At 46.4% G+C, this 24,478-nt stretch carries 25 protein-coding genes and 6 tRNA genes; 14 read left to right on the plus strand and 17 right to left on the minus strand.

Annotated features, from left to right (window positions below):
- Positions 1–82 precede the first annotated feature (82 nt).
- From H141_RS0100975 to fldA, 4 genes are read left to right on the plus strand one after another with little or no spacing between them, the layout of a single operon-like run.
- Positions 83–859, plus strand: coding sequence for an alpha/beta fold hydrolase (locus tag H141_RS0100975; RefSeq protein ID WP_026349143.1), 777 nt, complete (start codon positions 83–85; stop codon positions 857–859).
- Positions 860–908: 49 nt separating this feature from the next.
- Positions 909–1,106, plus strand: coding sequence for a DUF2788 domain-containing protein (locus H141_RS0100980; protein ID WP_019674374.1), 198 nt, complete (start codon positions 909–911; stop codon positions 1,104–1,106).
- 14 nt (positions 1,107–1,120) lie between these two features.
- Positions 1,121–1,393, plus strand: a complete 273-nt coding sequence (gene ybfE, locus H141_RS0100985; RefSeq protein ID WP_019674375.1) for a LexA regulated protein — start codon at positions 1,121–1,123, stop codon at positions 1,391–1,393.
- A gap of 14 nt (positions 1,394–1,407) precedes the next feature.
- Complete coding sequence (fldA, locus tag H141_RS0100990; RefSeq protein WP_019674376.1) at positions 1,408–1,938, plus strand: flavodoxin FldA; 531 nt, start codon at positions 1,408–1,410, stop codon at positions 1,936–1,938.
- Between the two features lie 106 nt (positions 1,939–2,044).
- Here fldA and H141_RS0100995 read toward each other — a convergent pair whose 3' ends face one another.
- Complete coding sequence (locus H141_RS0100995) at positions 2,045–2,509, minus strand: DUF4442 domain-containing protein (protein WP_019674377.1); 465 nt, start codon at positions 2,507–2,509, stop codon at positions 2,045–2,047.
- A 154-nt stretch (positions 2,510–2,663) separates the two neighbouring features.
- Between H141_RS0100995 and fur the strand changes: the two genes are divergently transcribed.
- Positions 2,664–3,104, plus strand: coding sequence for a ferric iron uptake transcriptional regulator (fur, locus tag H141_RS0101000; protein WP_019674378.1), 441 nt, complete (start codon positions 2,664–2,666; stop codon positions 3,102–3,104).
- An 80-nt stretch (positions 3,105–3,184) separates the two neighbouring features.
- Here fur and H141_RS0101005 read toward each other — a convergent pair whose 3' ends face one another.
- The 3 genes from H141_RS0101005 to H141_RS0101015 all read right to left on the minus strand — a co-directional run bounded on the left by H141_RS0101005 (position 3,185) and on the right by H141_RS0101015 (position 5,475).
- Positions 3,185–3,682, minus strand: a complete 498-nt coding sequence (locus tag H141_RS0101005) for a GNAT family N-acetyltransferase (RefSeq protein WP_019674379.1) — start codon at positions 3,680–3,682, stop codon at positions 3,185–3,187.
- Between the two features lie 117 nt (positions 3,683–3,799).
- Complete coding sequence (locus H141_RS0101010) at positions 3,800–4,726, minus strand: electron transfer flavoprotein subunit alpha/FixB family protein (RefSeq protein ID WP_019674380.1); 927 nt, start codon at positions 4,724–4,726, stop codon at positions 3,800–3,802.
- Positions 4,726–5,475, minus strand: a complete 750-nt coding sequence (locus H141_RS0101015; RefSeq protein WP_019674381.1) for an electron transfer flavoprotein subunit beta/FixA family protein — start codon at positions 5,473–5,475, stop codon at positions 4,726–4,728. The genes H141_RS0101010 and H141_RS0101015 overlap by 1 nt, the downstream gene beginning before the upstream one ends.
- A 197-nt stretch (positions 5,476–5,672) precedes the next feature.
- On the opposite strand from H141_RS0101015, the gene H141_RS0101020 reads away from it, so the two are divergent.
- The 4 genes from H141_RS0101020 to H141_RS0101040 all read left to right on the plus strand — a co-directional run bounded on the left by H141_RS0101020 (position 5,673) and on the right by H141_RS0101040 (position 11,907).
- Positions 5,673–7,307: an electron transfer flavoprotein-ubiquinone oxidoreductase gene (locus tag H141_RS0101020; protein WP_019674382.1), complete on the plus strand. Its 1,635-nt coding sequence runs from the start codon at positions 5,673–5,675 to the stop codon at positions 7,305–7,307.
- Positions 7,308–7,460: 153 nt separating this feature from the next.
- Positions 7,461–9,638 carry a hypothetical protein gene (locus H141_RS0101030; protein ID WP_019674384.1) on the plus strand — a complete coding sequence of 726 codons (2,178 nt, stop codon included), beginning with the start codon at positions 7,461–7,463 and terminating at the stop codon, positions 9,636–9,638.
- Between the two features lie 68 nt (positions 9,639–9,706).
- Positions 9,707–10,468 (plus strand): pseudouridine synthase, encoded by a 762-nt coding sequence (locus H141_RS0101035; RefSeq protein WP_019674385.1) that lies wholly within the window; start codon positions 9,707–9,709, stop codon positions 10,466–10,468.
- An 8-nt stretch (positions 10,469–10,476) separates the two neighbouring features.
- Entirely contained in the window at positions 10,477–11,907 is a 1,431-nt protein-coding gene (locus tag H141_RS0101040) for an SLC13 family permease (protein WP_019674386.1), read from the plus strand.
- A gap of 84 nt (positions 11,908–11,991) precedes the next feature.
- On the opposite strand, the gene H141_RS0101045 is transcribed toward H141_RS0101040, so the two are convergent.
- The 9 genes from H141_RS0101045 to H141_RS0101085 all read right to left on the minus strand — a co-directional run bounded on the left by H141_RS0101045 (position 11,992) and on the right by H141_RS0101085 (position 16,234).
- A tRNA-Gly gene (locus H141_RS0101045) sits at positions 11,992–12,067 on the minus strand.
- A gap of 38 nt (positions 12,068–12,105) precedes the next feature.
- Positions 12,106–12,192 (minus strand) — tRNA-Leu (locus tag H141_RS0101050).
- A gap of 54 nt (positions 12,193–12,246) precedes the next feature.
- Positions 12,247–12,320 (minus strand) — tRNA-Cys (locus tag H141_RS0101055).
- Between the two features lie 31 nt (positions 12,321–12,351).
- Positions 12,352–12,427, minus strand: a tRNA-Gly gene (locus H141_RS0101060).
- 132 nt (positions 12,428–12,559) lie between these two features.
- Complete coding sequence (pgsA, locus tag H141_RS0101065) at positions 12,560–13,117, minus strand: CDP-diacylglycerol--glycerol-3-phosphate 3-phosphatidyltransferase (protein WP_019674387.1); 558 nt, start codon at positions 13,115–13,117, stop codon at positions 12,560–12,562.
- Positions 13,118–13,149: 32 nt separating this feature from the next.
- Positions 13,150–14,967: an excinuclease ABC subunit UvrC gene (gene uvrC / locus H141_RS0101070; RefSeq protein ID WP_019674388.1), complete on the minus strand. Its 1,818-nt coding sequence runs from the start codon at positions 14,965–14,967 to the stop codon at positions 13,150–13,152.
- A 4-nt stretch (positions 14,968–14,971) separates the two neighbouring features.
- Entirely contained in the window at positions 14,972–15,613 is a 642-nt protein-coding gene (gene uvrY / locus H141_RS0101075; protein WP_276202881.1) for a UvrY/SirA/GacA family response regulator transcription factor, read from the minus strand.
- Between the two features lie 237 nt (positions 15,614–15,850).
- Positions 15,851–15,941: transfer RNA gene (locus H141_RS0101080), tRNA-Ser, on the minus strand.
- Between the two features lie 202 nt (positions 15,942–16,143).
- Positions 16,144–16,234, minus strand: a tRNA-Ser gene (locus tag H141_RS0101085).
- Between the two features lie 162 nt (positions 16,235–16,396).
- Between H141_RS0101085 and H141_RS0101090 the strand changes: the two genes are divergently transcribed.
- The 5 genes from H141_RS0101090 (at position 16,397) to H141_RS0101110 (ending at position 18,452) form a co-directional block, all read left to right on the plus strand.
- Positions 16,397–17,062 (plus strand): Bax inhibitor-1/YccA family protein, encoded by a 666-nt coding sequence (locus tag H141_RS0101090; protein ID WP_019674390.1) that lies wholly within the window; start codon positions 16,397–16,399, stop codon positions 17,060–17,062.
- Between the two features lie 87 nt (positions 17,063–17,149).
- Positions 17,150–17,497, plus strand: a complete 348-nt coding sequence (locus tag H141_RS0101095; protein WP_019674391.1) for a DsrE/DsrF/TusD sulfur relay family protein — start codon at positions 17,150–17,152, stop codon at positions 17,495–17,497.
- The gene (gene tusC / locus H141_RS0101100; RefSeq protein ID WP_019674392.1) at positions 17,497–17,853 is read left to right on the plus strand and encodes a sulfurtransferase complex subunit TusC; all 357 of its coding nucleotides are present in this window, start codon (positions 17,497–17,499) and stop codon (positions 17,851–17,853) included. The genes H141_RS0101095 and tusC overlap by 1 nt, the downstream gene beginning before the upstream one ends.
- Positions 17,854–18,120, plus strand: coding sequence for a DsrH/TusB family sulfur metabolism protein (locus tag H141_RS0101105; RefSeq protein WP_019674393.1), 267 nt, complete (start codon positions 17,854–17,856; stop codon positions 18,118–18,120). It begins immediately after the preceding gene.
- Positions 18,111–18,452, plus strand: a complete 342-nt coding sequence (locus H141_RS0101110; RefSeq protein ID WP_019674394.1) for a TusE/DsrC/DsvC family sulfur relay protein — start codon at positions 18,111–18,113, stop codon at positions 18,450–18,452. The genes H141_RS0101105 and H141_RS0101110 overlap by 10 nt, the downstream gene beginning before the upstream one ends.
- A 57-nt stretch (positions 18,453–18,509) precedes the next feature.
- Here H141_RS0101110 and serS read toward each other — a convergent pair whose 3' ends face one another.
- From serS to H141_RS0101130, 4 genes are all read right to left on the minus strand, one after another.
- Complete coding sequence (serS, locus tag H141_RS0101115; RefSeq protein ID WP_026349145.1) at positions 18,510–19,799, minus strand: serine--tRNA ligase; 1,290 nt, start codon at positions 19,797–19,799, stop codon at positions 18,510–18,512.
- 112 nt (positions 19,800–19,911) lie between these two features.
- Positions 19,912–21,264, minus strand: a complete 1,353-nt coding sequence (locus tag H141_RS0101120) for a replication-associated recombination protein A (RefSeq protein WP_019674396.1) — start codon at positions 21,262–21,264, stop codon at positions 19,912–19,914.
- A 5-nt stretch (positions 21,265–21,269) separates the two neighbouring features.
- Positions 21,270–21,941, minus strand: a complete 672-nt coding sequence (gene lolA, locus H141_RS0101125; RefSeq protein ID WP_019674397.1) for an outer membrane lipoprotein periplasmic chaperone LolA — start codon at positions 21,939–21,941, stop codon at positions 21,270–21,272.
- Positions 21,942–24,428 (minus strand): DNA translocase FtsK, encoded by a 2,487-nt coding sequence (locus H141_RS0101130; protein WP_019674398.1) that lies wholly within the window; start codon positions 24,426–24,428, stop codon positions 21,942–21,944.
- Between the last annotated feature and the right edge of the window lie 50 nt (positions 24,429–24,478).

Consider the following 24,478-nt stretch of genomic DNA (forward strand, 5'->3'; position numbering starts at 1 on the left):
TCCCATTATATAAAGGCTTTGCCACTGACGCCAGCGGCTTAATTTGTTAAAATATGGCTTCTGCTTTTTCAGTGAGTTAGCGATGATTTTACATACCCACAGCACTGGTTCCGGAGAGCCGCTGATACTAATACATGGTTTGTTTGGTAGCTATGAAAACCTGGCTGGCGTAGGCCGGGCCTTAAGTGATCAATGGCAGGTTATCAGTATAGATTTACCTAACCATGGCCAATCTCCCCACAGCGAGCAAATGAACTACCCCAGTATGGTAGCGGATTTAGCCGAAACTCTCGACAGCCTGAATATTCAAAAGTGTGCTTTGTTAGGGCATTCTCTGGGCGGAAAACTGGCCATGGCATTCGCCCTGACTTACCCACAGCGGGTGAGTCAGCTGATCGTCGCCGATATCGCCCCGGTTCGCTACGAGCGCAGTCACCAGGCGGTATTTGCCGGCTTAAGCGCCGTTACTCTGACCACGATTAATAATCGCAGTGATGCAGACAAACAAATGGCAGCACATATAAAAGAGCCAGGTGTCCGCCAGTTTTTGTTAAAAAGTCTGGAAAAAACCGAGCATGGCTTTCGTTGGAAATTTAATTTAGCGGTTCTGGCACAATGTTATGACGAATTACTTGGCGCCCCCGCTACCAAAAACAACTATGCAGGCCCGGTATTGTTTATTAAGGGCGCTGAGTCAGACTATATTTTGTCAGAACACCGGCCGCAAATTATGGCGTTTTTTCCTGCAGCTGAGGCAAAAATCATTAACGGCACCGGCCACTGGTTACATGCCGAAAAGCCCGCGGCTTTCGCCAGATTGGTACGTGAGTTTTTATTGAGCCAGCACACTAAAATTTAGCAATTTTTATGCTATAGTGCGCCCAATTTTTCCGGTATGGCCAGTATCAATGACCGTTGCACAATTTGAAACCTTGGGTTTATGGCTTGGTTTAGCCGCATTGTACATTTTTATTGTGCTGGCCATTAACGATGTACTGAAAAAAAGTCAGGCTCCACGCCTGGGCCGTTTTTTCGTCTGGCTGGTGCTGTTTTTATCACCATTGGTGTTTGTGATTAAAACAGTGGTCCAGTATTTTCTCGAATAACAGGGTTGAGATTAATGGCCAAAATCGCCACTGATCGCACCACCATTGATTTGTTTGCGGCTGAAAAGCGGCCGGGGCGGCCAAAAACCAACCCATTACCGCGGGAAGAACAGCTAAAGCTGAATAAACGCAATCAAATTAAACGCGATCGTAATAACGGGTTAAAGCGTATTGAAGTTAAGGTATCTGGCCAGTTATATGAAGCATTGAGTCAGGCCGCCGAACGGGCAAATACCACACGCAGTAACTTAATTGAACAACTTTTAGAGCAAGCTTTATCCAGGTAAGAAGGCAATAAACCATGGCAACTGTAGGCATTTTTTTCGGTAGCGATACCGGTAACACTGAGCATATCGCCAAGATGATCCAAAAAGAACTGGGCAAAAATCTGGTAGAGATCCGCGATATAGCCAAAAGCAGTAAAGAAGACATTGCCGGCTTCGACTTACTACTATTAGGTATCCCAACCTGGTACTACGGCGAAGCTCAGTGCGACTGGGATGACTTTTTCCCGGAACTTGAAGCAATCGATTTTAATAATAAATTAGTTGCTATATTCGGTTGTGGTGATCAGGAAGACTATGCCGAATATTTCCTCGATGCGATGGGTACCCTGCGCGATATTATCGAACCGAAAGGCGCGATTATTGTAGGCCACTGGCCTACCTCAGGTTATAACTTCGTAGCATCTAAGGCGTTAGCAGATGACAGCCATTTTATTGGTCTGGGTGTCGACGAAGATCGTCAGCCGGAGTTAACGGAGCAGCGGGTAAAACAATGGTGTAAGCAGGTTTATGAAGAGATGAGCCTGCAAGAATTTGCCAACTTGTAACCACAATCCGTTTTCAGTGACACAATCCGTTTTCAGTGAAAAGAGGCGCAATGCCTCTTTTTTTTGGCCAGCTTTTGCTTCAGATGATCGCTAACCATTTAACTTATTAACGATATTTCGGCTTTTTCCGGATGTAAACCGTCCTGTTCACTTCACATACGATATTGTTATCAGCATCTTTAATATGCACCAAAAACTGTGGAAAATATTTTTCGCCATCTGCAGTATGCTTTTTGATATCTTCTACTGCATCGTCTGTCAGTAAGAACTCTGCCGTCAGTTTAGCCAGGCCAGGTTTAATGTAATCAATGTCAGCTTGCTTATCCCAGACGATATATTCTTTGCCCAGCGCCCCCATTAGCAGCAGCGGATAAATAGGATCCGTCATCGCAAACATTGAGCCACCAAACTGACTGCTGTTAATGTTTTTGGTCCAGGGCCTGTTTTTCAGTTCTACCCGGGCATAACGATAATCGTCGGCCAGTACTGCAACACTGATACCACTGAAAAAAAACGGTGGCCAGAAATTTAATAATTTTCGCATTACCTGTGGTTTAAAAGCCCAACGCATATCTCTACCTGGTACGACCTGTTGAGCGGCCATTTTAGCCTGCTAAAATGAAAGCACAAGAGCATTGGGCACAAATCAACGCTAAACGGCCATTTCAATATTGCGCTAATGTCTTTATAATCGAGGCAAATCCACCAGCAAGACAGAGTTTTTTATGTCAGATCATAATATTGAGCTACGTAAGGCCGGCCTTAAAGTTACCTTGCCACGGGTGAAAATCCTCGAAATCTTACAAGATCCTAATCATCAGCATATCAGTGCTGAAGACGTATATAAAATTCTGCTGGAACTCGGTGAGGATATTGGTTTAGCCACGGTCTACCGGGTACTAAACCAGTTTGACGACGCCGGTATTTTAACCCGGCATCACTTCGAAGGTGGTAAATCAGTATTCGAACTGACCGGCAACAGCCATCACGATCATCTGGTGTGTTTGAAATGCGGCAAAGTCATTGAGTTTGAAGATGAAATTATTGAAGCTAAACAACTGGAAATTGCTGAGAAAAATGGCATTAAGCTTACCCACCACAGTTTATATTTATATGGCGAGTGCAAAGACACTGTGCAATGCCAGAAAAACGCCAACGCGAATTAGCCATGCTTAGCTAACACAATTACCTTAATAAAACGGCACTGCAGACTCCAGCTGCCGTTTTTATTTATTGCTGCGGGCTATCAGACGTTACCGGTGTTAATCCGGGCCATAAACAAGGCACTGACATAATTACCGTACTGAAAAGCAAAGTCTGCCAGCTCCGCTTCCACTTCAAAACCAAAACGCTCGTATAACGCTATAGCTACTTCATTACTGCTGTATACCGTCAGCTCCATCCGGCGGATATTCAGCCAGTTATCAGCCATTTCCAGTGCTGCCCGCAATAAAGCAGAGCCTACACCCTGGCCCTGATGCTCTTCCAACACGCCCATACCCAACTCTGCGACATGACGTCGCCTGGGGTTTTGACAAACCTGCAGACCGAGTTGGCCGACGACAACACCCTCAATTTCAGCAACCAGGTTATAGAAACCTGCACCCGCGGTATAGAGTTTCTGCCAGCTGGCAACCGGCTGATAAGGCAGTTGCAGGGTATTAGAAAAAACAGTGGGCTGATCATATATTGCTTTAATTGCTTCAATATCAACAGGTTCAGCATGGCGGATCAATACAGGCATGACTAAAGCGTCCTTGACAAATAAGAGGTTTATCTTAAGTCGGAATTCGTAGCGGCAACAAGCCCTAAAATGCAAAAAGCCAGCAATTGCTGGCTTTTTGCTGACAGCTGCACGTTATCAGAGTTGCTGCTCAAGTTCTGGCAGTACCGTAAATAAATCAGCAACTAAACCATAGTCTGCAACCTGGAAAATCGGTGCATCTGAATCTTTGTTAATTGCCACTATCACTTTTGAATCTTTCATACCGGCTAGATGCTGGATCGCGCCCGATATGCCAACCGCAATATACAAATCCGGCGCAACAATTTTACCGGTTTGGCCAACCTGCATATCATTTGGTACGAAGCCAGCGTCTACTGCTGCGCGAGACGCGCCAATAGCGGCATTTAGCTTGTCTGCAATGCCATTTAGCATGGCAAAGTTTTCACCATTTTGCATACCGCGACCACCTGAAATAATCACTTTAGCTGCGGTAAGCTCTGGCCGCGCTGATTTTGTCAGCTCTTCACCAATAAAAGTTGAAACCTGCAAATCTTTTACAATATCCAGCGTGGCGATTGGCGCATTATTTCCCTCTGCAGCGGCCGCAAACGCTGAACCACGCACCGTCAATACTTTAATTGCATCGGCAGACTGGACAGTCGCAATAGCATTGCCGGCGTACACCGGCCGCACAAAGGTATCTGCACTTTCAATAGCAATAACATCTGACAGTTGGGCTACATCTAATAAAGCGGCTACCCGGGGTAACATGTTCTTACCGGTAGTGGTCGCTGCTGCCATAATATGGCTATAGTCTTTGCCAATCTCGGCCACCAGGGCGGAAACGTTTTCGGCTAACTGATGGCCATAAGCACTGGCATCAGCGACCAAAACTTTTGTGACACCCGTGATTGTTGCAGCTGCAGTCGCCGCATTACCACAGTTTTGACCCGCTACCAGCAGATGAATATCACCACCTATGCTACTCGCTGCCTGCACTACTTTATGAGTATCTGCTTTTAACTCATCATTACTATGCTCTGCAATTACTAAAATTGTCATCAGATCACCTTCGCTTCATGCTTTAATTTTTCAACCAGTTCCGCTACCGACTCTACAATTACCCCGCCCTGGCGGGTTGCTGGGGCAGTAACTTTCAGCGTAGTAACCTTTGAACTCAGGTTGACACCCAGGCCATCAGCTGCTTGTACATCCAGTGGTTTTTTCTTGGCTTTCATAATATTAGGTAACGAAGCATAGCGTGGCTCATTCAAACGTAAATCAGTAGACACCACTGCCGGCAACGTCAACTCTATCGTTTGCAAACCGCCATCGATTTCCCGGGTAACCTGAACTTTATCGCCATTAACCGCAACTTTAGAGGCAAAGGTGCCCTGCCCCATGCCGGTTAATGCTGCCAGCATCTGGCCGGTTTGGTTGTTATCTGAATCGATAGCCTGCTTACCCAGAATAACCAGTTGTGGCTGTTCTGCTTCAACCAGTTTTGCCAGTAGCTTAGCCACCTGCAACGAATCCAGGTTCAGCTCAGTTTCCAGATGAATAGCCCGGTCGGCTCCTAATGCCAAAGCAGTACGTAACTGCTCCTGCACCGCCTTGGCACCAATAGAAACCGCAACCACTTCAGTAGCGACGCCCGCTTCTTTTAAACGAACTGCTTCTTCTACCGCAATCTCACAAAACGGATTAAGTGCCATCTTTACATTGGCTAAATCGACACCGGTTTGATCTGCTTTAACCCGGACTTTGACGTTGTAATCGATAACCCGTTTTACCGGAACTAATATCTTCATATAATCCTCTTGAATTGCATGCAATCGCTTGCCTGACAGCAGGTTTACGTTAAGGTAAACATAACAATGTATATTGCTGCACAATCTACTTACTGTTGACGTTAACGTCAACCTGCAATACCCTTATCAGCACAATAAACACAGTGAATACTGTAAATATAAGCATCCAAGAGGTAACCATCGTGGAAAGAGAAGCAATGGAGTTCGATGTCGTAATCGTTGGCGCCGGGCCAGCGGGCTTATCGGCCGCGATCCGGTTGATGCAACAAGCACAGCAAGCCAGTAAAGAAATCACGGTCTGCGTGGTAGAAAAAGGCTCTGAAGTAGGCGCTCATATTTTATCTGGTGCCGTGTTTGAACCCAGGGCACTAAATGAATTACTACCGAACTGGCAGGAAACCGGGGCTCCGCTCTCGACGCCAGTCACCCATGATGACATTTATCTGTTCAACGGCGCACAAAGTAGCAGAAAGTTACCTGGTTTTACCGTGCCAAAAACCATGCATAATAGTGGTAATTATATCGTCTCAATGGCCAACTTATGCCGCTGGCTGGCCGAACAAGCCGAGGCACTTGGCGTAGAAATTTTTCCCGGCTTTGCCGCAAGTGAACTATTGCTTGAAGATAACGTGGTTAAAGGCATTTTAATTGGTGACATGGGCCTGGACCGCGAAGGTAAACCCAAAGACAGTTTTACCGCCGGCATGGAACTACGCGCTAAATACACCCTGTTTGCAGAAGGTTGCCGCGGCCATCTGGGTAAGCAACTTATTGCTCATTATCAGCTGGATAAAGACGTCTCACCCCAGCACTATGCCATTGGTTTTAAAGAAATCTGGGATGTGCCGGCTAATAATCATCATCAGGGGCTGGTGGTGCATTCTGCAGGCTGGCCATTGGCGAACGAAGCATCAGGTGGTGGTTACCTTTACCATGCTGAAAGCCAGCAAATAGTGGTGGGATTAATTATCGACTTAAATTACAGCAATCCACACCTGGATCCCTTTGCTGAGTTTCAGCGTTACAAGCAGCATCCGGTAATTAAGCAATACCTGACCGACGGCAAGCGCGTCAGTTATGGTGCGCGGGCCATTGCTAAAGGCGGCTTGAACAGCTTACCTAAAATGAGTTTTGCCGGTGGTTTATTGTTGGGCTGTGATGCCGGTACCTTAAATTTTGCCAAGATTAAAGGTAATCATACGGCAATGAAATCCGGCATGCTTGCAGCAGAAACGGTGTTCACAGCATTAACGAAAGACGACGCCGGCGGTAAAGATTTAGCTGAATATGCTGAGGCAGTAAAACAGAGTTGGTTATTTGAAGAACTGCACAGTTCGCGTAATTTTGGCCCGGCAATGCACAAATTTGGTACTTTCTGGGGTGGTGTGTTCAATACAATCGATCAAAACTGGTTTGGTGGCAAACTGCCCTTTACCATTAAGGATGACAACCGGGATTATGCACAATTAAAGCTGGCAGCTGATTCCAGGAAAATTGTATATCCAAAACCAGACAACATTCTTAGCTTTGACCGGCTGACTTCGGTTTATTTATCAAATACTAATCATGAAGAAGAACAGCCATGTCATCTGAAGCTAACCGACTCAAGCATACCAATTCAGGTAAACCTGGCTAAATATGATGAACCTGCCCAGCGTTATTGCCCGGCCGGTGTCTATGAAGTGATTAATGAAGATGGTCAGCAACCGCGGTTTCAAATTAACGCCCAAAATTGTATTCACTGCAAAACCTGCGACATTAAAGACCCAAGCCAGAACATTACCTGGGTAACTCCAGAGGGCGGAGGTGGTCCAAACTATCCCAATATGTAAAATTCGTTCATATAACACCTGAAAATAAACAAGCAGTGACCATGTCGCTGCTTTTTTATTGGATGAATTGTAATCAGCACAAATCCCGACTACGTTTAAATCTGCGTGTTTTTATTGCGCTCTGGCTTTTACGCATTAACCGGGATAAGCGTTATGACCAATAAAATAATAAACAAACAGCAAACCACCATTGCTACGGTCTCTTCCAAGTCAAAACCTGAAGATACTCAACAAGATACAACTATCGCTTTCGCCAGTGAAGGCTATCTGTACTTCACTGAACGTGATTTAAACCGCATTCTGGCTAATCTCGACGCGCTTCGCAGCAGTGTGTTTCCACAAGTACAAACGGACAACGAACTGGAAAACCGCAAACAACAACACTTCCCTTCGGTATGTTTGATTGGGCTTGGCCGCTGTGGTTCAAATATTGCTCTGGACGTTGCCTCTCTGGTTTATAGCGCAAGAAACTTTTATTTAAATGAATTTAATAATGAAGAAAAACAAAGTCGTGAACAAGAATACCGGCCGATGCGCTGGATTAAACGTAGCTTAAACCTGACACCAAATAATAGCTTAAAACCGGTTTTCTTAATTGAGCCCTTAGTTATGTTGGGTGATCTGGATAAAGATATTGAAGGCCGGATCCGTTTTTCGCATAAAGGTGAAAAAAGCGGCTTTCTGCACGATTATACCAAAATGAAAATAATGGACTTATCTGAGGTACATGCTGGTGGGGCTGGTAACGCGCCTATCCTGGGCCAATATTTAGCAAAGATTATTTTAAATAAAGACACCCAGCGCTTCTCTAATGCTGAGTGGAAGTTTATCCACTCTTACCTGATCGATTCGTGTGGTATTAAAGCAAACCAATCCAGACTGTATTTTTATATTTTCAGTGCCGGAGGCGGCACCGGTTCGGGTATGGCTTCGGAGTTTGGTTTGGCCCAGCAGTACGCCTATATGAGTAAAACGTTTGACACCCGACCGATCACTGAAAATGAAGAGAACCGCGGCCACTCTTTTGTGTTTGAACCGATATTTACCAGTGGCATTTGTATCCTGCCTAATATTTCAGACCACGGCGTCGAGATGTCAGAGGCATTGCATATTAATGCCGGCCGTTTATTGTGCAAATATCTGGCAGAAGAGTGGGATTTCTCCTACAACTTCGACAATGATGACAGCAGCGAATCAAGCGTGATGCATCGAATCCGGCCGTGGAACGCTATGATGCTGATTTCTAATGATATTATGCGCTACGCTGAAGAAACGGACGATGGTGATATTCAGCATATTGATGTTAATGCCATGGAGAAATATGCCAATCAATATATCTCACAACAAATATTTAATATCCTGACCGCACAGGCGGTCACCACCGATTATGATGAAAATTATTTCCGACGGGCGGGTATTGATATTGGCGAAACCATCCGGCTTGACGCCAATGACTTATTTATGAGCCTGGCGGGTCCGGTTGCTGTGGCTTATGCTGAATCGGTTATTCCGGCCAATCAAAGGGAAACCGCAGAAAAAAGCAAAGCTTCCGAGAAAAACGGGCTGAATATTGATGACTTATTTTTCCGTTCAATCGATTTACCACACTTTAATAAAGTAACTCAGGCAATTGAAGGGATCAGCTTACTGCCGATAGAATCTGGCCGATACCGGCAAACGCTCGCCAGCTATGTTAAAAATGGCTATAACGCAGCCGAATTAAACGATCTGCATTTTTTCAAAAACTGCTCGTCAGTGGTTTCGATTGTCTCACTACCTAAAGACTATAAACTGTCTTATATGGATCTGAATCGCTTGAAATCGCATCTAAATAACTTGTTCCCAAATACTACCCTTAAACGCTACGCATTAGTTATCGGCGCCTCTGCTAATATTTCACTCACCACACTAATTGTAAAAAGCCCTTGTTTAAGCGATGATTTTTTAACTCTTATCGTTGCCTTTATTAAGCGCTGCTTTGCCAAAGACAGTTATCGCTTTGATGAGAAGCTTGATCAGGCAATGCTGGACTTTATTCGTAGCGATGAGTTTGATGAGCAGAAAGTCGATGCCATGCTGAATGAATTTGAAAATCCGGCAAAAATTCTCGATACCAATTGGTATGCTATTAAACCAATGTACGAGAAAAAATACCGTGAACTAATTCATAATAAAGATAAATTTATTTCTATTAATGATATTCGGTTAAGTCGGGACAGTGTTAAAAAAGCCATAAAATATCTGCGGGAAATTTACCGGCATAAAATCAGTAAAACCAAGGTTATTTCTCTTAATACTCCTGCCGGTAAAAAATCAGCCACAGCTGAATAAGGCAAAGACTTGCTGAGTGCCCTGCAAGCCCCTAAACTAGGGGCTGTTTTTTTTGACTCAAGAATCCGATGACCGCAGCTACCCAGTATCGTTTAAATAAATTCATCAGTGACACCGGTTTTTGCTCCCGGCGCCAGGCAGACAAATATATTGAGCAAGGTTTAGTGACCGTTAATGGCCAGATCGCGCCGGTAGGTTTGAAAGTTTCTGCCAGCGATCAAGTGCTGGTAGAAGGCAAGCCTCTCAAAGATAAGCCTGCCCGGATTTATCTTGCTTATCATAAACCGGTAGGCATTACCTGTACCACCGAGCGACATATTAAAGGAAATATTATTGACGCTATCGGTTACCCTGAACGCATTTTTCCTATTGGCCGGCTTGATAAACCTTCAGAGGGACTGATATTCCTTACCAATGACGGCGATATCGTTAACAAGGTGCTGCGGGCAGGTAATGCCCATGAAAAAGAGTACACCGTCACCGTTAGTAAACCGATTACAGCCAATTTTATCACTAAGATGGCCAGCGGCGTGCCTATTCTCGATACTGTTACCCTGCCCTGCATTGTCAGTCAGGTGTCAAAAAACACTTTTAAAATTATTCTTACCCAGGGTCTGAACAGGCAAATTCGACGGATGGCAGAGTATTTAGGCTATGAAGTAACAAAGCTAAAACGCACCCGGATTATGCATGTTCGTCTGGCTGAACTGCGCGCCGGGCAGTGGCGGTTATTAGACAAATACGAATTGGCGCAAATGGATCAACTGCTGCAACACTCCAGTAAAACCGCCAACGACTGTAACGACATAGTGCAGGACGACGAGGAGTAATAATCGCTATGGAGCGGCTTAATTCAGGGTATTTGCCAGCACTGCTTGCGGGCCCGCTGGTGTTTCTGCTGGTACTACTGAATGAACCTTTGTTTAGCGGCATGTCAGACGCCGCCTGGCTACTTAGTGGCCTTACAGCCTGGATGGCTATCTGGTGGATAAGTGAGAGTGTGCCTATCCCGGCCACCTCACTGCTACCGATTATTGTAGTGCCTTTATTAAGCCTGGACTCGGTAGCTAATGTTACCGCCTCCTATGCTGATCCACTTATTTTTCTGTTTCTGGGTGGTTTTATGCTGTCTATCGCCATGGAGCGTTGGAACCTGCATAAACGGATAGCTTTGTTAACAATGCTGATGGTCGGTAGTAAACCCAGTCAGCAAATTGCCGGTATTATGCTGGTTACCGCCTTTCTGTCGATGTGGATGTCCAATACCGCTACCGCAGTAATGATGCTGCCGATAGCGCTGTCGATTATTGGCATGCAGGACAACGTCAGCGATAAGTTCGCCAAAGCAATGTTGTTATCAATTGCCTACGCGGCAAGTATTGGTGGTGTTGCTACCTTAATAGGCACTCCTCCCAATGCCTTACTGGCAGGTTATTTACGTAATCAATATCAGCTGGAAATTGGCTTTGCAGAATGGATGCTACTGGGCGTACCCGTAGCAGTCACTATGCTCACAGGTGCCTGGTTTTGGCTAACGCAGTGTCATTTTCGCTTTGCCCGTGACGAAGTTAATGTAAGCCGTCAATTGTACGTTGATAAGCTTGCCAGCCTGGGTCCGATGCAACTGGCCGAAAAAATAGTACTGGCGGTATTCCTGCTGGCAGCTTGTTTATGGGTGTTGCGAACCTGGCTTACTGGCATTACCGGCCTACCATTAAATGATACCTTAACTGCCATTTTCTGCGCCAGTTTGCTGTTTATAATTCCGGTTAACTTGAAAACCGGACAAAGAGTATTGGTGTGGGAAGACTGTGGCAAACTGCCGTGGGGTATACTTATATTGTTCGGTGGCGGTTTAAGCCTCGCCGCGCAAATCCAGCAATCCGGATTAGCTGACTTTATCGCCAGCCAGGTCGGTGCATTGGGTGCCATCAACTTACTGCTGCTGATAGTATTGGTGACCACTATTATCATTTTTCTGACAGAAGTAACCAGTAACACTGCTACTGCAGCAGCCTTTCTGCCGCTACTAGGGCCCGTTGCGGTATCATTAGACACCAGCGCTTCAATGTTGGTTATCCCGGCTGCTATCGCTGCCAGCTGCGCCTTTATGATGCCGGTGGCTACGCCACCTAACGCTATTATATTTAGCTCAGGTAAGCTGAAAATTGCTGATATGGTTAAAGCAGGCTTTGTATTGAACCTGCTGGCCATAGTGGTAATCACCGCTGCGGTGTGGTTTATCAGCCCCTATTTATTTGATTTTTAATAAAGACTGTCCAGGCCTAACCATTCCTTAGACTACTCTTCTGGAAAAAACAAAAAAGCAGCCAGAAGGCTGCTTTTTCTAATTTGGAGCGAGTAACGAGGTTCGAACTCGTGACCTCGACCTTGGCAAGGTCGCGCTCTACCAGCTGAGCTATACTCGCGAAAATCTGGTTTCACTCTGGCTTAAACCAGCAGTAAATGGTGCCCGGGGCCGGACTTGAACCGGCACGCCCTTTCGAGCGAGGGATTTTAAATCCCTTGTGTCTACCGATTTCACCACCCGGGCAGACAACTTTTGTATCTATTTGCACTGTATGAATTAAAACCAACAGCGCTATGATGGAGGCGGGTCCCGGAGTCGAACCGAGATGGACGGATTTGCAATCCGCTGCATGGCCATTCTGCCAACCCGCCAATCAAACAATGCAACACTCTTAATAAGAGTTGGAGCGAGTAACGAGGTTCGAACTCGTGACCTCGACCTTGGCAAGGTCGCGCTCTACCAGCTGAGCTATACTCGCGATGCTTATGGCCATGTGCCTTAACACGTGACGCATTCTACTGTTTTAATTAGACCAGTCAATAACAAATTAGTAGTTTTACAACTGACTGCTTATTTTTTAACTGACTTGTGCTAATAAAGTGCAACCAGCTTAATGTTGCGCTAAATCTTGCCATGCAGCGCTGACATACTGATACATCGACCATAAGGTCAAAATAGTGGCCAGATACAACATGGCATACCCAACAGGAGTAAACCAGGCCAGTAAGGTAAATTGCGGTTGCCAGATCAAACCGATTAATGCCAGCATCTGAGCAATAGTTTTATATTTACCCAGGTTGGATACCGCCACATTCGCCCGTTTGCCAATTTCTGCCATCCATTCCCGCAGCGCAGAAATAGCAATCTCGCGGCTGATAATAATGATAGCAGGAATACTGAACCACAAAGATTGTTCATGAATAGCAAGCACCACCAGTGCCACTGCTACCATCACTTTGTCAGCAACGGGATCCAGAAACGCCCCGAAAGGAGTAGATTGTTCCAGCTTGCGCGCCAGATAACCATCCAAAGCATCTGTTATTGCTGCCAAACAAAATACCAGCGCTGCCCAGAATCGATAATGTTCCCAGCCAGAGTAAAAGCAGAAAATAAAAACAGGAATGAGTAGCAGCCTGAACATCGTTAACAGATTGGGAATATTCCACATATAACAGTTCTCACAAAAACAATGCCACTATGCTACTTGTTATGACAGGCTTGGTAAATCTTTTCTGCTTGCGAGCGGGAAATACCTGGTACTGAGCTTAGCTCTGTTACCGAAGCCTTCATAACGCCCTGTAAACCGCCCAGGTATTGCAATAAAGCCTGACGGCGCTTCTCACCAATGCCGCTAATATTTTCTAACGGGCTTTTTGTCATAGTTTTGCCACGCTTGCTGCGATGACCGGTAATTGCAAAACGGTGCGCTTCATCACGAATTTGCTGAATTAAATGTAAGGCCGGACTATCCCCGGGCAGATGCAACTGCCTGCCGCTATTCCCAAGTATCAATGTCTCCAGCCCGGGCTTACGACTAACCCCCTTGGCAATACCAATTAGTAACGGCATCTTATTATGTGACCAGGCAGTGAATTGAGTCAGAGCAATATTCAGCTGGCCCTGGCCACCATCGATAAAAATAATATCAGGGATTTTTGTTTCATCAGTTAAGCGGCTATAACGTTTATCAAGCGCAAACTGCATCGCTGCGTAATCATCACCACCGGTAATACCCGTTACATTGTAGCGACGATACTCTTGCTTATAAGGCCCCTCCCCATCAAATACCACACAAGAAGCTATGGTCGCCTGGCCCATGGTATGGCTGATATCAAAGCACTCCATACGGTTAATGCTGTTAGCCATTCCCAGCAACAATTGCAGTGCAGAGTATCGCAACTGCATTTTCTGACCAGCCGACTGCCTGCTGTCACATGCGAGTTCGGCATTTTTCTGGGCGAGGCTAAGATACTGTGACTTTTCGCCACGTTTTGCGGCAATAATCTTCACCTTGCGCCCGGCAGCTTCACTGACCGCTTGAGCTAATGACTCAGCATCGTCCAGGCCCAGTGGTACAATTATTTCAGGTGGGATTTGCTGACCGCCACCACCACTGAGATAAAATTGCAGTAAAAAGGCGCTGAGTACCTCTTCTGCGTCAGTATTTGCCGGCACCTTAGGATAATACGATTTCGACCCAAGAATTTTTTGTTGCCGCACAAATAATACATGGACAACTGCTATCTGGCCTGACCTGGCAAAACCAATAATATCCAGTTCAGCATGCTCACCACTGACATACTGCTGTTCCTGCACTTTACGAAGCGCCGTTATCTGATCCCGAAAGCTGGCGGCTTGTTCAAAGGCAAGGTCCTCACTGGCCAGATTCATTTTTTGCACCAGCTGTTCAACTACCTGTTGATTTTTACCACTGAGAAATAAACTGGCCAACTGCACCTGCCCGGCATAATCATCATCAGAAATTTTGCCAACACAGGGGGCCGAACACAGTTTTAATTGATATTGCAGACATGGCCGGGTGCGAGCCCGGTAGAAGCCATCCTCACATTGGCGGATAGGAAAAATTTTCTGCAAGGTTTTCAGGCTTTGCCAGACGGCACCGGCATTTGGATAGGGACCAAAATACTGGCCACTATGTTTACGTGGACCACGATGCGAGCTAATTCGGGGGTGCTTATGATCAGAGATAAATATGTAAGGATAAGATTTGTCGTCCCGCAGCAGCACATTATATTTAGGCATGAACTGCTTGATCAGGTTATTTTCCAGGATCAGCGCTTCAGTTTCACTATGAGTCGCGGTAATTTCGATATTGGCAATTTGTGCGACCAGTGCCCGGGTTTTGACACCGTCTACCTGCTGACGAAAATAACTACTAAGGCGTTTTTTTAAATCTTTGGCTTTACCAACATAAATAACCTGCTCAGTCTGGTTATACATCCGATAAACACCAGGCTGGGCAGGGACTGAAGCTAAAAACGTTTTAGGGTCAAACATCAAATCAGGGGGATACCTTGGCAATATCTATCATGCCATGCCGCAGGGCTAAATGAGTCAATTCAACATCACCGCTAATGGCTAATTTTTCAAACATCCGGTACCGATAAGAATTAACTGTTTTGGCGCTGACACTCAGCTGTTCAGCAATATCATTTACTTTTTGACCACGGGTGATCATTAGCATTATTTGCAGTTCTCGATCAGATAAACCTTCAAATGGATTTTCAGTTTGTTTATTAACTTTAGCTAACGCCATTTTTTGTGCCACTTCATCTGAAATGTGTCGCACGCCGCTATATACCTTGCGAATAGCGGATACCATCTCTCTGGGTGCTGAGTTCTTTGAAATAAAACCAGCCGCACCCAATTGCATTACTTTTGTCGGCACAGGTTCTTCACATGATACTGACAGTGCCAGCACCTTAATTTCAGGGAAATAATGTAAAATTCGCTTGGTGGCAGTCATACCGCCCATGCCAGGCATGTTCATGTCCATCAGCACAACATCGGGTTCATGCTGACGACAAAATTGCAGAGCTTCTTCACCGGATTCAGCTTCGCCTATCACCTTGATACCGCGCTCATCCATTAGTATGCGACTGATCCCAGTTCGTACAAGCTCATGGTCATCAACTAACAGCACGTTAATCAACTTGGCTTCTCCGTCTCACTGGTTTTTAGTATTTTTATGCAGCTAGCATAGTAGAACCTGAGCTTTTCTGCTAACTGGTTCGACACCAATAATATTGATCTTGGCTTTTTCAGAGGTTAGTGTGCCAGAACGGTAAAAAATAGGAAACAATATTTCAGAACTATTTACCTGCTGATTAAACTATTGATGTTTGTATGATGTATACAGAATGAAGGGAGTTAAACAAAGTGGCGGAGGGAGAGAGATTCGAACTCTCGGTGGGCTATTAACCCACGCCGGTTTTCAAGACCGGTGCATTAAACCGCTCTGCCATCCCTCCGCGCTATGGGGCGAATATTAAGAACTCCCCTCTGCTTTGTAAAGCGCTTTTTATCAGCTTTTGGCTGTTTGGCTATAAATCAGTCAGCAAAGCTGTATTATTCAACATTATTTAAACCTAATACGGCTTTGCAGACAGCCTAAAACGCAAAAACCACCTTGCGGTGGTTTGCGTATAACAACACTGTAACGACTAAGTTAAGTGGCGGAGGGAGAGAGATTCGAACTCTCGGTGGGCTATTAACCCACGCCGGTTTTCAAGACCGGTGCATTAAACCGCTCTGCCATCCCTCCAGCGCTGCGTATACTAATCAGTTTGGCTAAGAAAAGAAAGCCAAAAGTTAAAAAAATTCAGTGATTACTGATTTTTATCAGATAACTACTGGAGTCACGGGAACTTAGTCAGTATGATAATGGCCAAACAGGCATAATATTTAGCTAATCAGGAGATTGCATATGTCATACAGAGAAACCAGTAGTATCAACACCGTAAGTAGCGGTATTGAGATTAACAAAGTACTACGTAACACCTACTTTTTACTTGGCCTTACCCTGGCATTCAGCGCACTTACTGCGGTAATTGCCATGGCAATGAACCTATCACCAATGGCCTCTATTGTCTGCTTTGTTGCTGGCTTTATTATGCTGTTTGTGGTTAACAAGAAAGCCGACTCTGCCAGTGGTATTTTCTGGGTATTCGGTTTCGTCGGAGCTATGGGCGCATCCTTAGGTCCATTGCTGAATGCTTATGCAGGCATGGCCAATGGCCCTAGCCTGATTATGCAGGCTCTGGGTGGCACTGCAGTTATTTTCTTTTCTTTATCGGCCTATGTGTTAACTACCCGCAAAGATTTCTCTTTTATGGGCGGTTTTTTAATGGTCGGTATGATAGTCGCGCTGGTTGCGATTATAGCTAACATCTTTCTGGCAATACCGGCCCTTAGCCTGGCTATCAGTGCAGCGGTCATTATGATCATGTCTGGTTTCATTCTGTTTGATACCAGCCGGATCATACACGGTGGCGAAACCAATTATATCCGGGCAACAGTTGGCTTATACCTGAACATCTTTAATATTTTTGTTCATCTGTTAAGCCTGTTAGGCATTATGGGCGACGAGTAGCCCTTTGCCGCTTCGCTAAGTTCCGTTAGAATACCCCGTCCTGTACGGGGTATTTTTTTATGAGACCGCATTTTTTATGAGATTGCAGTGACTGCTTTCAGCCTGTTATTAACCACCAGCCCGCTGGCCAGTCAGAACTTCGCCAGTGCCTTGCAATTTGCCAGCGCTGCGCTGGCAAGTGGTTATCAGATTGCACAAGTTTTTCTGTATCAGGATGCGGTGCTGGCGGCAGCTGCAAACATCGATTTACCTGCAGATGAACCCAATTTAAGCCAGCAGCTGGCCGATTTTTGCCAGGCTAATCAAATCCCGCTGTTATATTGTGTGACCGCTGCAGAAAAACGCGGTGTTGTTCCTGATGCCAAAGGTTTTATTGGCGCCGGACTCGCCGAGTTTGCCATGCGTTTACCTAATAGCAAACTGGTACAGTTCTGATGCAAGCTATCGCTATCATTCAACGACAAAGCCCATTTAACAGTAGCGCCGGGCGCGAAGCACTTGATTTAACTCTGGCGCTGGCTGCCATTGAGCACCAGTTAACCCTGATTTTCAGTGGCGATGGTGTTTATCAGTTAGCGACGTTAAACCAAAATTGCGATTTCCCCCTGAAGCGCTATCAACAGGGTTTTAAGCTATTTGGCCTGTACGATATTGAGCACATTTATGTTTGCCAGCAATCACTGCAACAGCGCCAGCTGCATAGCAGCGATTTAACCATCCCGGCTAAGCAGGCTAACCCAGAGCAGTTGCAGCAACTGCTGGCCCGCCAGCAACAAATAGTGTGTATTTAAATGAAACTGATTACCCTGATTAACGCTGATGTTAATTTTGCCGAGCTGGCCCTGCTATGCGACAAAGCAGACACATTGCTGCTGCGCCAGGATGCGGTGTATCTTGCCAGGCGCAGCGACATAGCATGGCCATGTCAGAATATTGTCGCGCTCAGCTCTGATCTTAACGTGCGTCAGTTAACTCCGATGGCTGATATTAGCGCTATTAGTGACTCTGAATGGGTTGAATTAACGGCAACAAAGGCGCAGGTGATGTTATGGCGTTAGACACTATAACCGTCGCGGGTAAGCAACTGCCATTGGATAAACATGGCTATCTCGCTGATTTAAGCCAATGGCAACCTGCAGTCGCAGAGCATTTTGCAGGACTTGAGAACATTAGCTTAACAGCTGCCCATTGGGAAGTGATTCAGTTTGTTCGCGATTTTTATCAGGAATTTGGCACTTCGCCTGCTATCAGGGTTTTGGTAAAGGCCATGGCTCAGCAATTAGGCCCGGATAAAGGCAATAGCAAATACCTGTTTATGTTGTTTCCACAAGGGCCTGCCAAACAAGCAACCCGGCTGGCAGGCTTACCCAAACCCGCCCGCTGCCTGTAACAGCAACGGAGCGGCAGCTGCAACATTAGCAGAGCAGCACAGAGCTTACTTCAAATGTTACTTCAAATGAGTCTGACCAGCCATATAAGGCCTGAGTACTTCTGGTATTTCCACAGTGCCATCAGCTTGCTGATAGTTCTCCAGAATAGCCACCAGAGTGCGGCCAACCGCCAGGGCCGAGCCATTTAAACTGTGCAACAGCTCAGGCTTTTTCATCTCAGTGCTGCGATACCTGGCTTGCATCCGCCGGGTTTGAAAATCAGCCATATTACTGCAAGACGAAATTTCCCGATAAGTATTCTGCGCCGGCAACCACACTTCCAAATCATAGGTTTTGCTGGCACCAAAACCCATATCGCCGGTACATAACAACATAACCCGGTACGGCAGGCCTAATAACTGCAGCACTTTTTCTGCATGACTGGTTAATTGCTCCAGCGCCTGCATTGATTGATCTGGCTGCACCAACTGCACCAATTCAACCTTGTCAAACTGATGTTGACGAATAAGACCACGGGTATCACGGCCATATGAGCCGGCTTCACTGCGAAAACAGGGGGTGTGGGCGGTAAATTTTAATGGCAGCTCGTTAGCATCAACAATACTATCGCGTACCAGGTTAGTCACCGGTACCTCAGCGGTAGGAATTAATGCCAGACCCTGGCCCTCTTCTGTTGCCGGCTGAGTGTGAAACAGATCCGCACCAAACTTGGGTAACTGGCCGGTACCGTATAAGCTGGTATGATTTACCAGATAAGGTACATATAATTCAGTGTAGCCATGCTCGCCACTGTGTAAATCGAGCATAAATTGCGCCAGTGCCCGGTGCAAACGTGCCATCTGGCCTTTCATGACAATAAAGCGGGTGCCGGAAAGTTTAACGCCGGCAGCAAAATCCAGACCCTCGGCATAAGCTTCACCAAGCTCAACATGGTCTTTTACCGGAAAATCGAACTGACGAGGTTCGCCCACCTGACGCACCAACTGATTTTCTGTCTCATCCAAGCCCACCGGCACTGACTCATCCGGTAAATTAGGAATGGTTAACGCCAGTTGCTCAACTTCGGCTAAGACCTCATCTAACCTAGCTTTGGCGGCATCCAGTTCAGCACCCAGGCCGTCTACTTCTTTTAATAAGGGCGTGATATCTTCACCGCGGGCTTTGGCCTGGCCTATCCCTTTAGATTTGCTATTACGTTGGTTTTGTAACTCCTGGGTTTGCACCTGCAATACCCGGCGTTGCTCTTCAAGCTCAGCAAATTTTTCAATATCAAGGGTAAAACCGCGGCCGGCCAAACGATCCGCAGTTGCAGCTAATTCTGTACGTAAAAATTTTGGATCTAGCATAGTAATAAGTTCTTCTGTCGGCTGAAGCCAAAACTGGCAGACAAGGTTGAAATAACAGCCCCGAATATTAACCAGCTCGGGCTGAAATTGAAATGCTTTGCTTAAATAAAGGTTATTCTTTACGGCGCTGCTGCTGACTTGCTGCATCTAACTGGCGTAAATAACGCAGTTTTTCGGCCAGCTGTTTCTCCATGCCGCGCTCAGACGGCTGATACAACTGTTTGTCAGCTAACTCTGGCGGCAGGTAGCATTCGCCGGCAGCATAGGCTCCTGGTTCATTATGGGCATAGCGATAGCCTTCGCCATGGCCAAGCTGCTTTTGCAGTTTGCTGGGCGCATTACGCAGATGCAGTGGTACCGGATAATCAGGCAGCTCTTCAGCCAGCTTCCGCATCTGATTAAATGCGGTATATACCGCGTTGCTTTTCGGTGCCAGCGCCAGGTAAACCGTGGCCTGCGCAATTGCCCGTTCGCCCTCTGCCGGCCCTACCCGGTTAAAGGTATCCCAGGCGTTTAATGCCAGAGTTAGCGCTCTGGGATCTGCATTGCCTATATCTTCACTGGCGATAGCCAGTAAGCGCCTGGCAACATATAGTGGATCGCCACCACCGGCTAAAATACGGCAATACCAATATAAAGCGGCATCTGGATCTGAGCCGCGCACCGATTTATGAAAAGCGGATATCAGGTCATAGAACATATCACCCTGATTATCAAAACCGGGTAATTGTCTTGGCACAATCTGCTTAATCAGCGAAGCAGTAATGTTGGCTCCGGATGCACTGGCCGGGTCTGCCGAACAGAGTTCAGCCGCCTGCTCCAGAATATTCAATAGTTTACGAGCATCGCCATTTGCCAGTTGCAGCAATAACTGCTCAGCGTCAGGTTCAATGCTCAGTTGCATCAGGCCAAGACCAAGTTTCTGATCGGTTAACGCGCGCTGCAATACCTGATGTAAGTCATCATCGGTCAGGGCTTTTAGCACACAAACCCGGGCCCGGGATAAAATTGCATTATTCAGGGCAAAGGCCGGGTTTTCAGTAGTGGCACCGATAAAAATAATGGTGCCGTCTTCAATGTACGGTAAAAAGGCATCTTGCTGCGCTTTATTAAAGCGATGCACTTCATCAACGAATAGCAGGGTCCGCTGCTGATATTGCTGTTGACGCTGCTGGGCGTCAGTGATTGCCTGACGAATATCCTTAACACCACTGGTAACCGCTGACAGCTGCTGCAATTTAGCATCAGCATGGCTGGCAATCAGTTCAGCCAGGGTTGTTTTGCCGGTACCCGGAGGGCCCCATAAAATAAGCGAGAACACCTTGCCGGCAATTATCGCCTGATACAACGGTGTGCCAGGGCCAATTAAATGCTGCTGGCCGACATAATCACTTATCGTGACAGGCCGCAAGCGGGCGGCCAATGGCCTGATGTCATCACTAAAATCTAACGATAAACTAGTCATGGTTGTTATTGTTGGCGCTGATCATCAATATCAACGCCATCCGGCACAGTAAACTTAAATTGGTTGTCGTCTATGGCCTGGTTTAAACGGGCATCGGTAAAACGAAATACACTTTGCTGCTGGTTGATGTCAATAACGGTCATTTCACTGATGCCGTTCTCATCAAACGCCAACATAAGTTGTTGTACCGGGTTATTGGTGTCCAGCGGATGAATAATAAATACTTCTTGCTGTGCGATAACCTGATACTGCTGCCAAAGCGTCGGGTCGGTAGTGGTGAGCAACGCAAATGCAGTCTGCCCCACTTGAGCCTTGGCATCATAAATACTTACCTGCTCCAGCAGTTCATTATAAAACCACAGGTTTTCACCATCACTAACCAGTAGAACCGGCTCCGGCTCTTCCCCTTCAAACCTGAACTGCGCAACTTTTTTCAGCAGTAATCTGCCATGTCCCTGTTGCAATAATTGCTGCTGGTCATCAAAAACCTGTTGCTGATAACGAGCTGAAAAACTGTCAATTTTAGTCAACTCTGCCAGCAATTCTGCACTACCATCAGCCGAACTTAACCGTTGTTGCTGCGCCGGTTTTAAATGCGGGGCAAAATCGACAGGGACAGCTTGTTGCGCCAGACAAAGATTACTGAACAATAATGCCACTAACGCCAGTTTTTTCATTTAATACCCTTTAGGTTGTGCCGGCACCATGACCTCACGGTTACCATTATGGCCAGGACCACTGACCACCCCACTCATTTCCATTTGTTCAACCAATCGGGCCGCCCGGTTGTAACCAATCCGGAATTTCCGTTGCACACCAGAAACAGACGCCCTCCGGCTTTCTATTACATGCGCTACCGCCTGATCATACAGAGGGTCTGATTCACCATCTTCACCTTCCATTGTTTCACCCGGTAACAGGCTCTCCTCACTGGTTTCGTCGCTTAAAATCTCAGAGAGATAATTTGGCTTGCCCCGCTTTTTCCAGTCAGCCACCACCGCATGTACTTCGTGGTCATCAACAAAGGCACCATGCACCCGGTTTGGTACCCCGGAACCCGGTGGCAGGTAGAGCATATCGCCCTGCCCCAGTAAGCTCTCAGCACCCTGCTGATCTAATATGGTTCTGGAGTCGATTTTAGACGACACCTGAAACGCTATCCGGGTTGGAATATTGGCTTTAATCAAGCCGGTAATCACATCTACTGATGGCCGCTGCGTCGCCAGGATCAGATGAATACCTGCCGCCCGGGCTTTTTGGGCGATACGGGCGATCAGCTCTTCCACTTTTTTACCGACAATCATCATCATGTCAGCAAATTCATCAATCACTACAACAATTGCCGGCAGTTTTTCCAGCAAAGGTACTTCGGTTCGCATATCATCTGACGGCTTCCATAATGGATCTTTTAAGGGCTCGCCGGCCGCAATCGCTTCTTTTACCTTCAGGTTATACCCCTTGAGATTACGGACTCCAAGGGCGGACATCAGCTTGTAGCGCCGTTCCATTTCGCCAACACACCAGCGCAGGCCGTTGGCAGCGTCTTTCATATCAGTCACTACTTCCGTTAATAAATGCGGTATACCTTCATAGATTGACAGCTCAAGCATTTTTGGGTCAATCATCAAAAACCGCACATCATCCGGTGTCGACTTATAAAGTAAACTACAGATCATTACATTAACGCCAACTGACTTACCTGAACCGGTAGTACCGGCAACCAGTAAATGCGGCATTTTGGCCAGGTCAGCCACCACTGATTTACCGGCTATATCTTTACCCAGCACCATGGTCAATGCAGATTTAGATTCAGTAAAAATTTCATCGCCAATCACTTCTGACAACCGGACAATTTCCCGGTGTTGATTGGGCAGCTCCAGGCCAATAAAAGACTTACCCGGGATCACTTCTACCACCCGCACACTGATTGCTGACAACGAACGGGCTAAATCTTTCGCCAGACCGGTAATTTTGCTTACCTTTACTCCGGGGGCTAAATCCAGTTCAAAGCGGGTGACTACCGGGCCCGGGTGCACGCCGACGACCTGGGCTTCGACATTAAAATCAAGCAACTTGGCTTCAACCAATCTTGACACCCGTTCTAAGTCGGCAGGGTCAATCGGATTCTGGGCTTTATCAGGACGGTCCAGCAACGCCAGTGATGGCAACTCCTCCATGGCATGCTGAACTTCTTCACTATCGTCAGTATCTTCTTCGTCATCCGGGAACTGCATTAATGGATCAAGCTGTTCCTGAGGTTCAAGCTGAGCCAGAGTTTTAGACACGTGCTCCCGGTTCAATGGCTCATCAACTGCACTAAACGACAGTTGTTCATCAGCAAGCTGATCCATACTGTAATAAGATTTTGCTTCGGTTTGTGGGTTAAGCGGCTTAACGGGCAATGGTGCGGTCGTTTTAGACTCAGCAAAAAATGCCGGCTCAGCGCGCTTACTGACAATTCGTTGCTGCGATTCGTCTGCAGGATGATTAAGCTGTAACTGCGCTGGCTCAGTGCTGTCAATGCCCTCATGCTCTGGTGGGGCACTGCCAAAGCGTTCGCCCAGCCATCCAGGTAAGGCTAACAACCACTGACCGGCTTTAAAACAAGCAATGCCAAGGTAATCGGCTACCGTTAACCATGAAATACCGGTCATCAGGGTAAGACCGGTTGCAAAGCCGGCCAGCAACAGCAAACTAGTACCTATAAAATTGAAATAGGGTAACAATACACTGGTGGTTACATCGCCTACTGCCCCACCTGATGAAAAATAATAAATATCGTTAAAATTCATACTGCTGATAGCAGTAGCACACACCAGAGTTAACACCAGGCCTATCAGCCGCAGGCCGAGGATAAGATAATCCAGCGCAAATACGTCGTGGTATCGTTTAAATAATAAGTAGCCAAACACGGCAATCAGAAATGGCACTAAATAAGAAATCCAGCCAAAACTAAATAGCAGCATATCTGCCACCCTGGCACCAATAGTACCGGCATAATTATTAACACTGGTTTGATAACCGGTTTGTGACCAGCTCGGGTCGGCCGGGTCAAACGAAAATAATGCCAGCAGTAAAAACAACGCCAGTGCCCAGAACAGGATTAATCCCACTTCGAGCAAGCGCTGCACGCCATTTAACGGAAATAATTGTTTGCTTTGCAAATGAAGGGCCTCATTATTTTTATTCTGTCTGCGCAGACCTTACTACCATA

Origin of the sequence: Arsukibacterium perlucidum DSM 18276, from assembly GCF_000382165.1 — a bacterium.
Lineage (GTDB): Bacteria > Pseudomonadota > Gammaproteobacteria > Enterobacterales > Alteromonadaceae > Alishewanella > Alishewanella perlucidum.

Coding starts and splice junctions, on each gene's coding strand:
- H141_RS0101110 (WP_019674394.1), top strand. CDS start 18,111: ATGGCGTTAGACACTATAACCGTCGCGGGTAAGCAACTGCCATTGGAT.
- H141_RS0101040 (WP_019674386.1), top strand. CDS start 10,477: ATGGAGCGGCTTAATTCAGGGTATTTGCCAGCACTGCTTGCGGGCCCG.
- fur (WP_019674378.1), top strand. CDS start 2,664: ATGTCAGATCATAATATTGAGCTACGTAAGGCCGGCCTTAAAGTTACC.
- H141_RS0100980 (WP_019674374.1), top strand. CDS start 909: ATGACCGTTGCACAATTTGAAACCTTGGGTTTATGGCTTGGTTTAGCC.
- pgsA (WP_019674387.1), bottom strand. CDS start 13,117: ATGTGGAATATTCCCAATCTGTTAACGATGTTCAGGCTGCTACTCATT.
- H141_RS0101090 (WP_019674390.1), top strand. CDS start 16,397: ATGTCATACAGAGAAACCAGTAGTATCAACACCGTAAGTAGCGGTATT.
- H141_RS0101105 (WP_019674393.1), top strand. CDS start 17,854: ATGAAACTGATTACCCTGATTAACGCTGATGTTAATTTTGCCGAGCTG.
- tusC (WP_019674392.1), top strand. CDS start 17,497: ATGCAAGCTATCGCTATCATTCAACGACAAAGCCCATTTAACAGTAGC.
- H141_RS0101015 (WP_019674381.1), bottom strand. CDS start 5,475: ATGAAGATATTAGTTCCGGTAAAACGGGTTATCGATTACAACGTCAAA.
- lolA (WP_019674397.1), bottom strand. CDS start 21,941: ATGAAAAAACTGGCGTTAGTGGCATTATTGTTCAGTAATCTTTGTCTG.
- H141_RS0100975 (WP_026349143.1), top strand. CDS start 83: ATGATTTTACATACCCACAGCACTGGTTCCGGAGAGCCGCTGATACTA.
- H141_RS0101010 (WP_019674380.1), bottom strand. CDS start 4,726: ATGACAATTTTAGTAATTGCAGAGCATAGTAATGATGAGTTAAAAGCA.
- H141_RS0101005 (WP_019674379.1), bottom strand. CDS start 3,682: ATGCCTGTATTGATCCGCCATGCTGAACCTGTTGATATTGAAGCAATT.
- H141_RS0101120 (WP_019674396.1), bottom strand. CDS start 21,264: ATGACTAGTTTATCGTTAGATTTTAGTGATGACATCAGGCCATTGGCC.
- H141_RS0101035 (WP_019674385.1), top strand. CDS start 9,707: ATGACCGCAGCTACCCAGTATCGTTTAAATAAATTCATCAGTGACACC.
- uvrC (WP_019674388.1), bottom strand. CDS start 14,967: ATGTTTGACCCTAAAACGTTTTTAGCTTCAGTCCCTGCCCAGCCTGGT.
- H141_RS0101020 (WP_019674382.1), top strand. CDS start 5,673: ATGGAGTTCGATGTCGTAATCGTTGGCGCCGGGCCAGCGGGCTTATCG.
- ybfE (WP_019674375.1), top strand. CDS start 1,121: ATGGCCAAAATCGCCACTGATCGCACCACCATTGATTTGTTTGCGGCT.
- fldA (WP_019674376.1), top strand. CDS start 1,408: ATGGCAACTGTAGGCATTTTTTTCGGTAGCGATACCGGTAACACTGAG.
- H141_RS0101030 (WP_019674384.1), top strand. CDS start 7,461: ATGACCAATAAAATAATAAACAAACAGCAAACCACCATTGCTACGGTC.
- serS (WP_026349145.1), bottom strand. CDS start 19,799: ATGCTAGATCCAAAATTTTTACGTACAGAATTAGCTGCAACTGCGGAT.
- H141_RS0100995 (WP_019674377.1), bottom strand. CDS start 2,509: ATGCGTTGGGCTTTTAAACCACAGGTAATGCGAAAATTATTAAATTTC.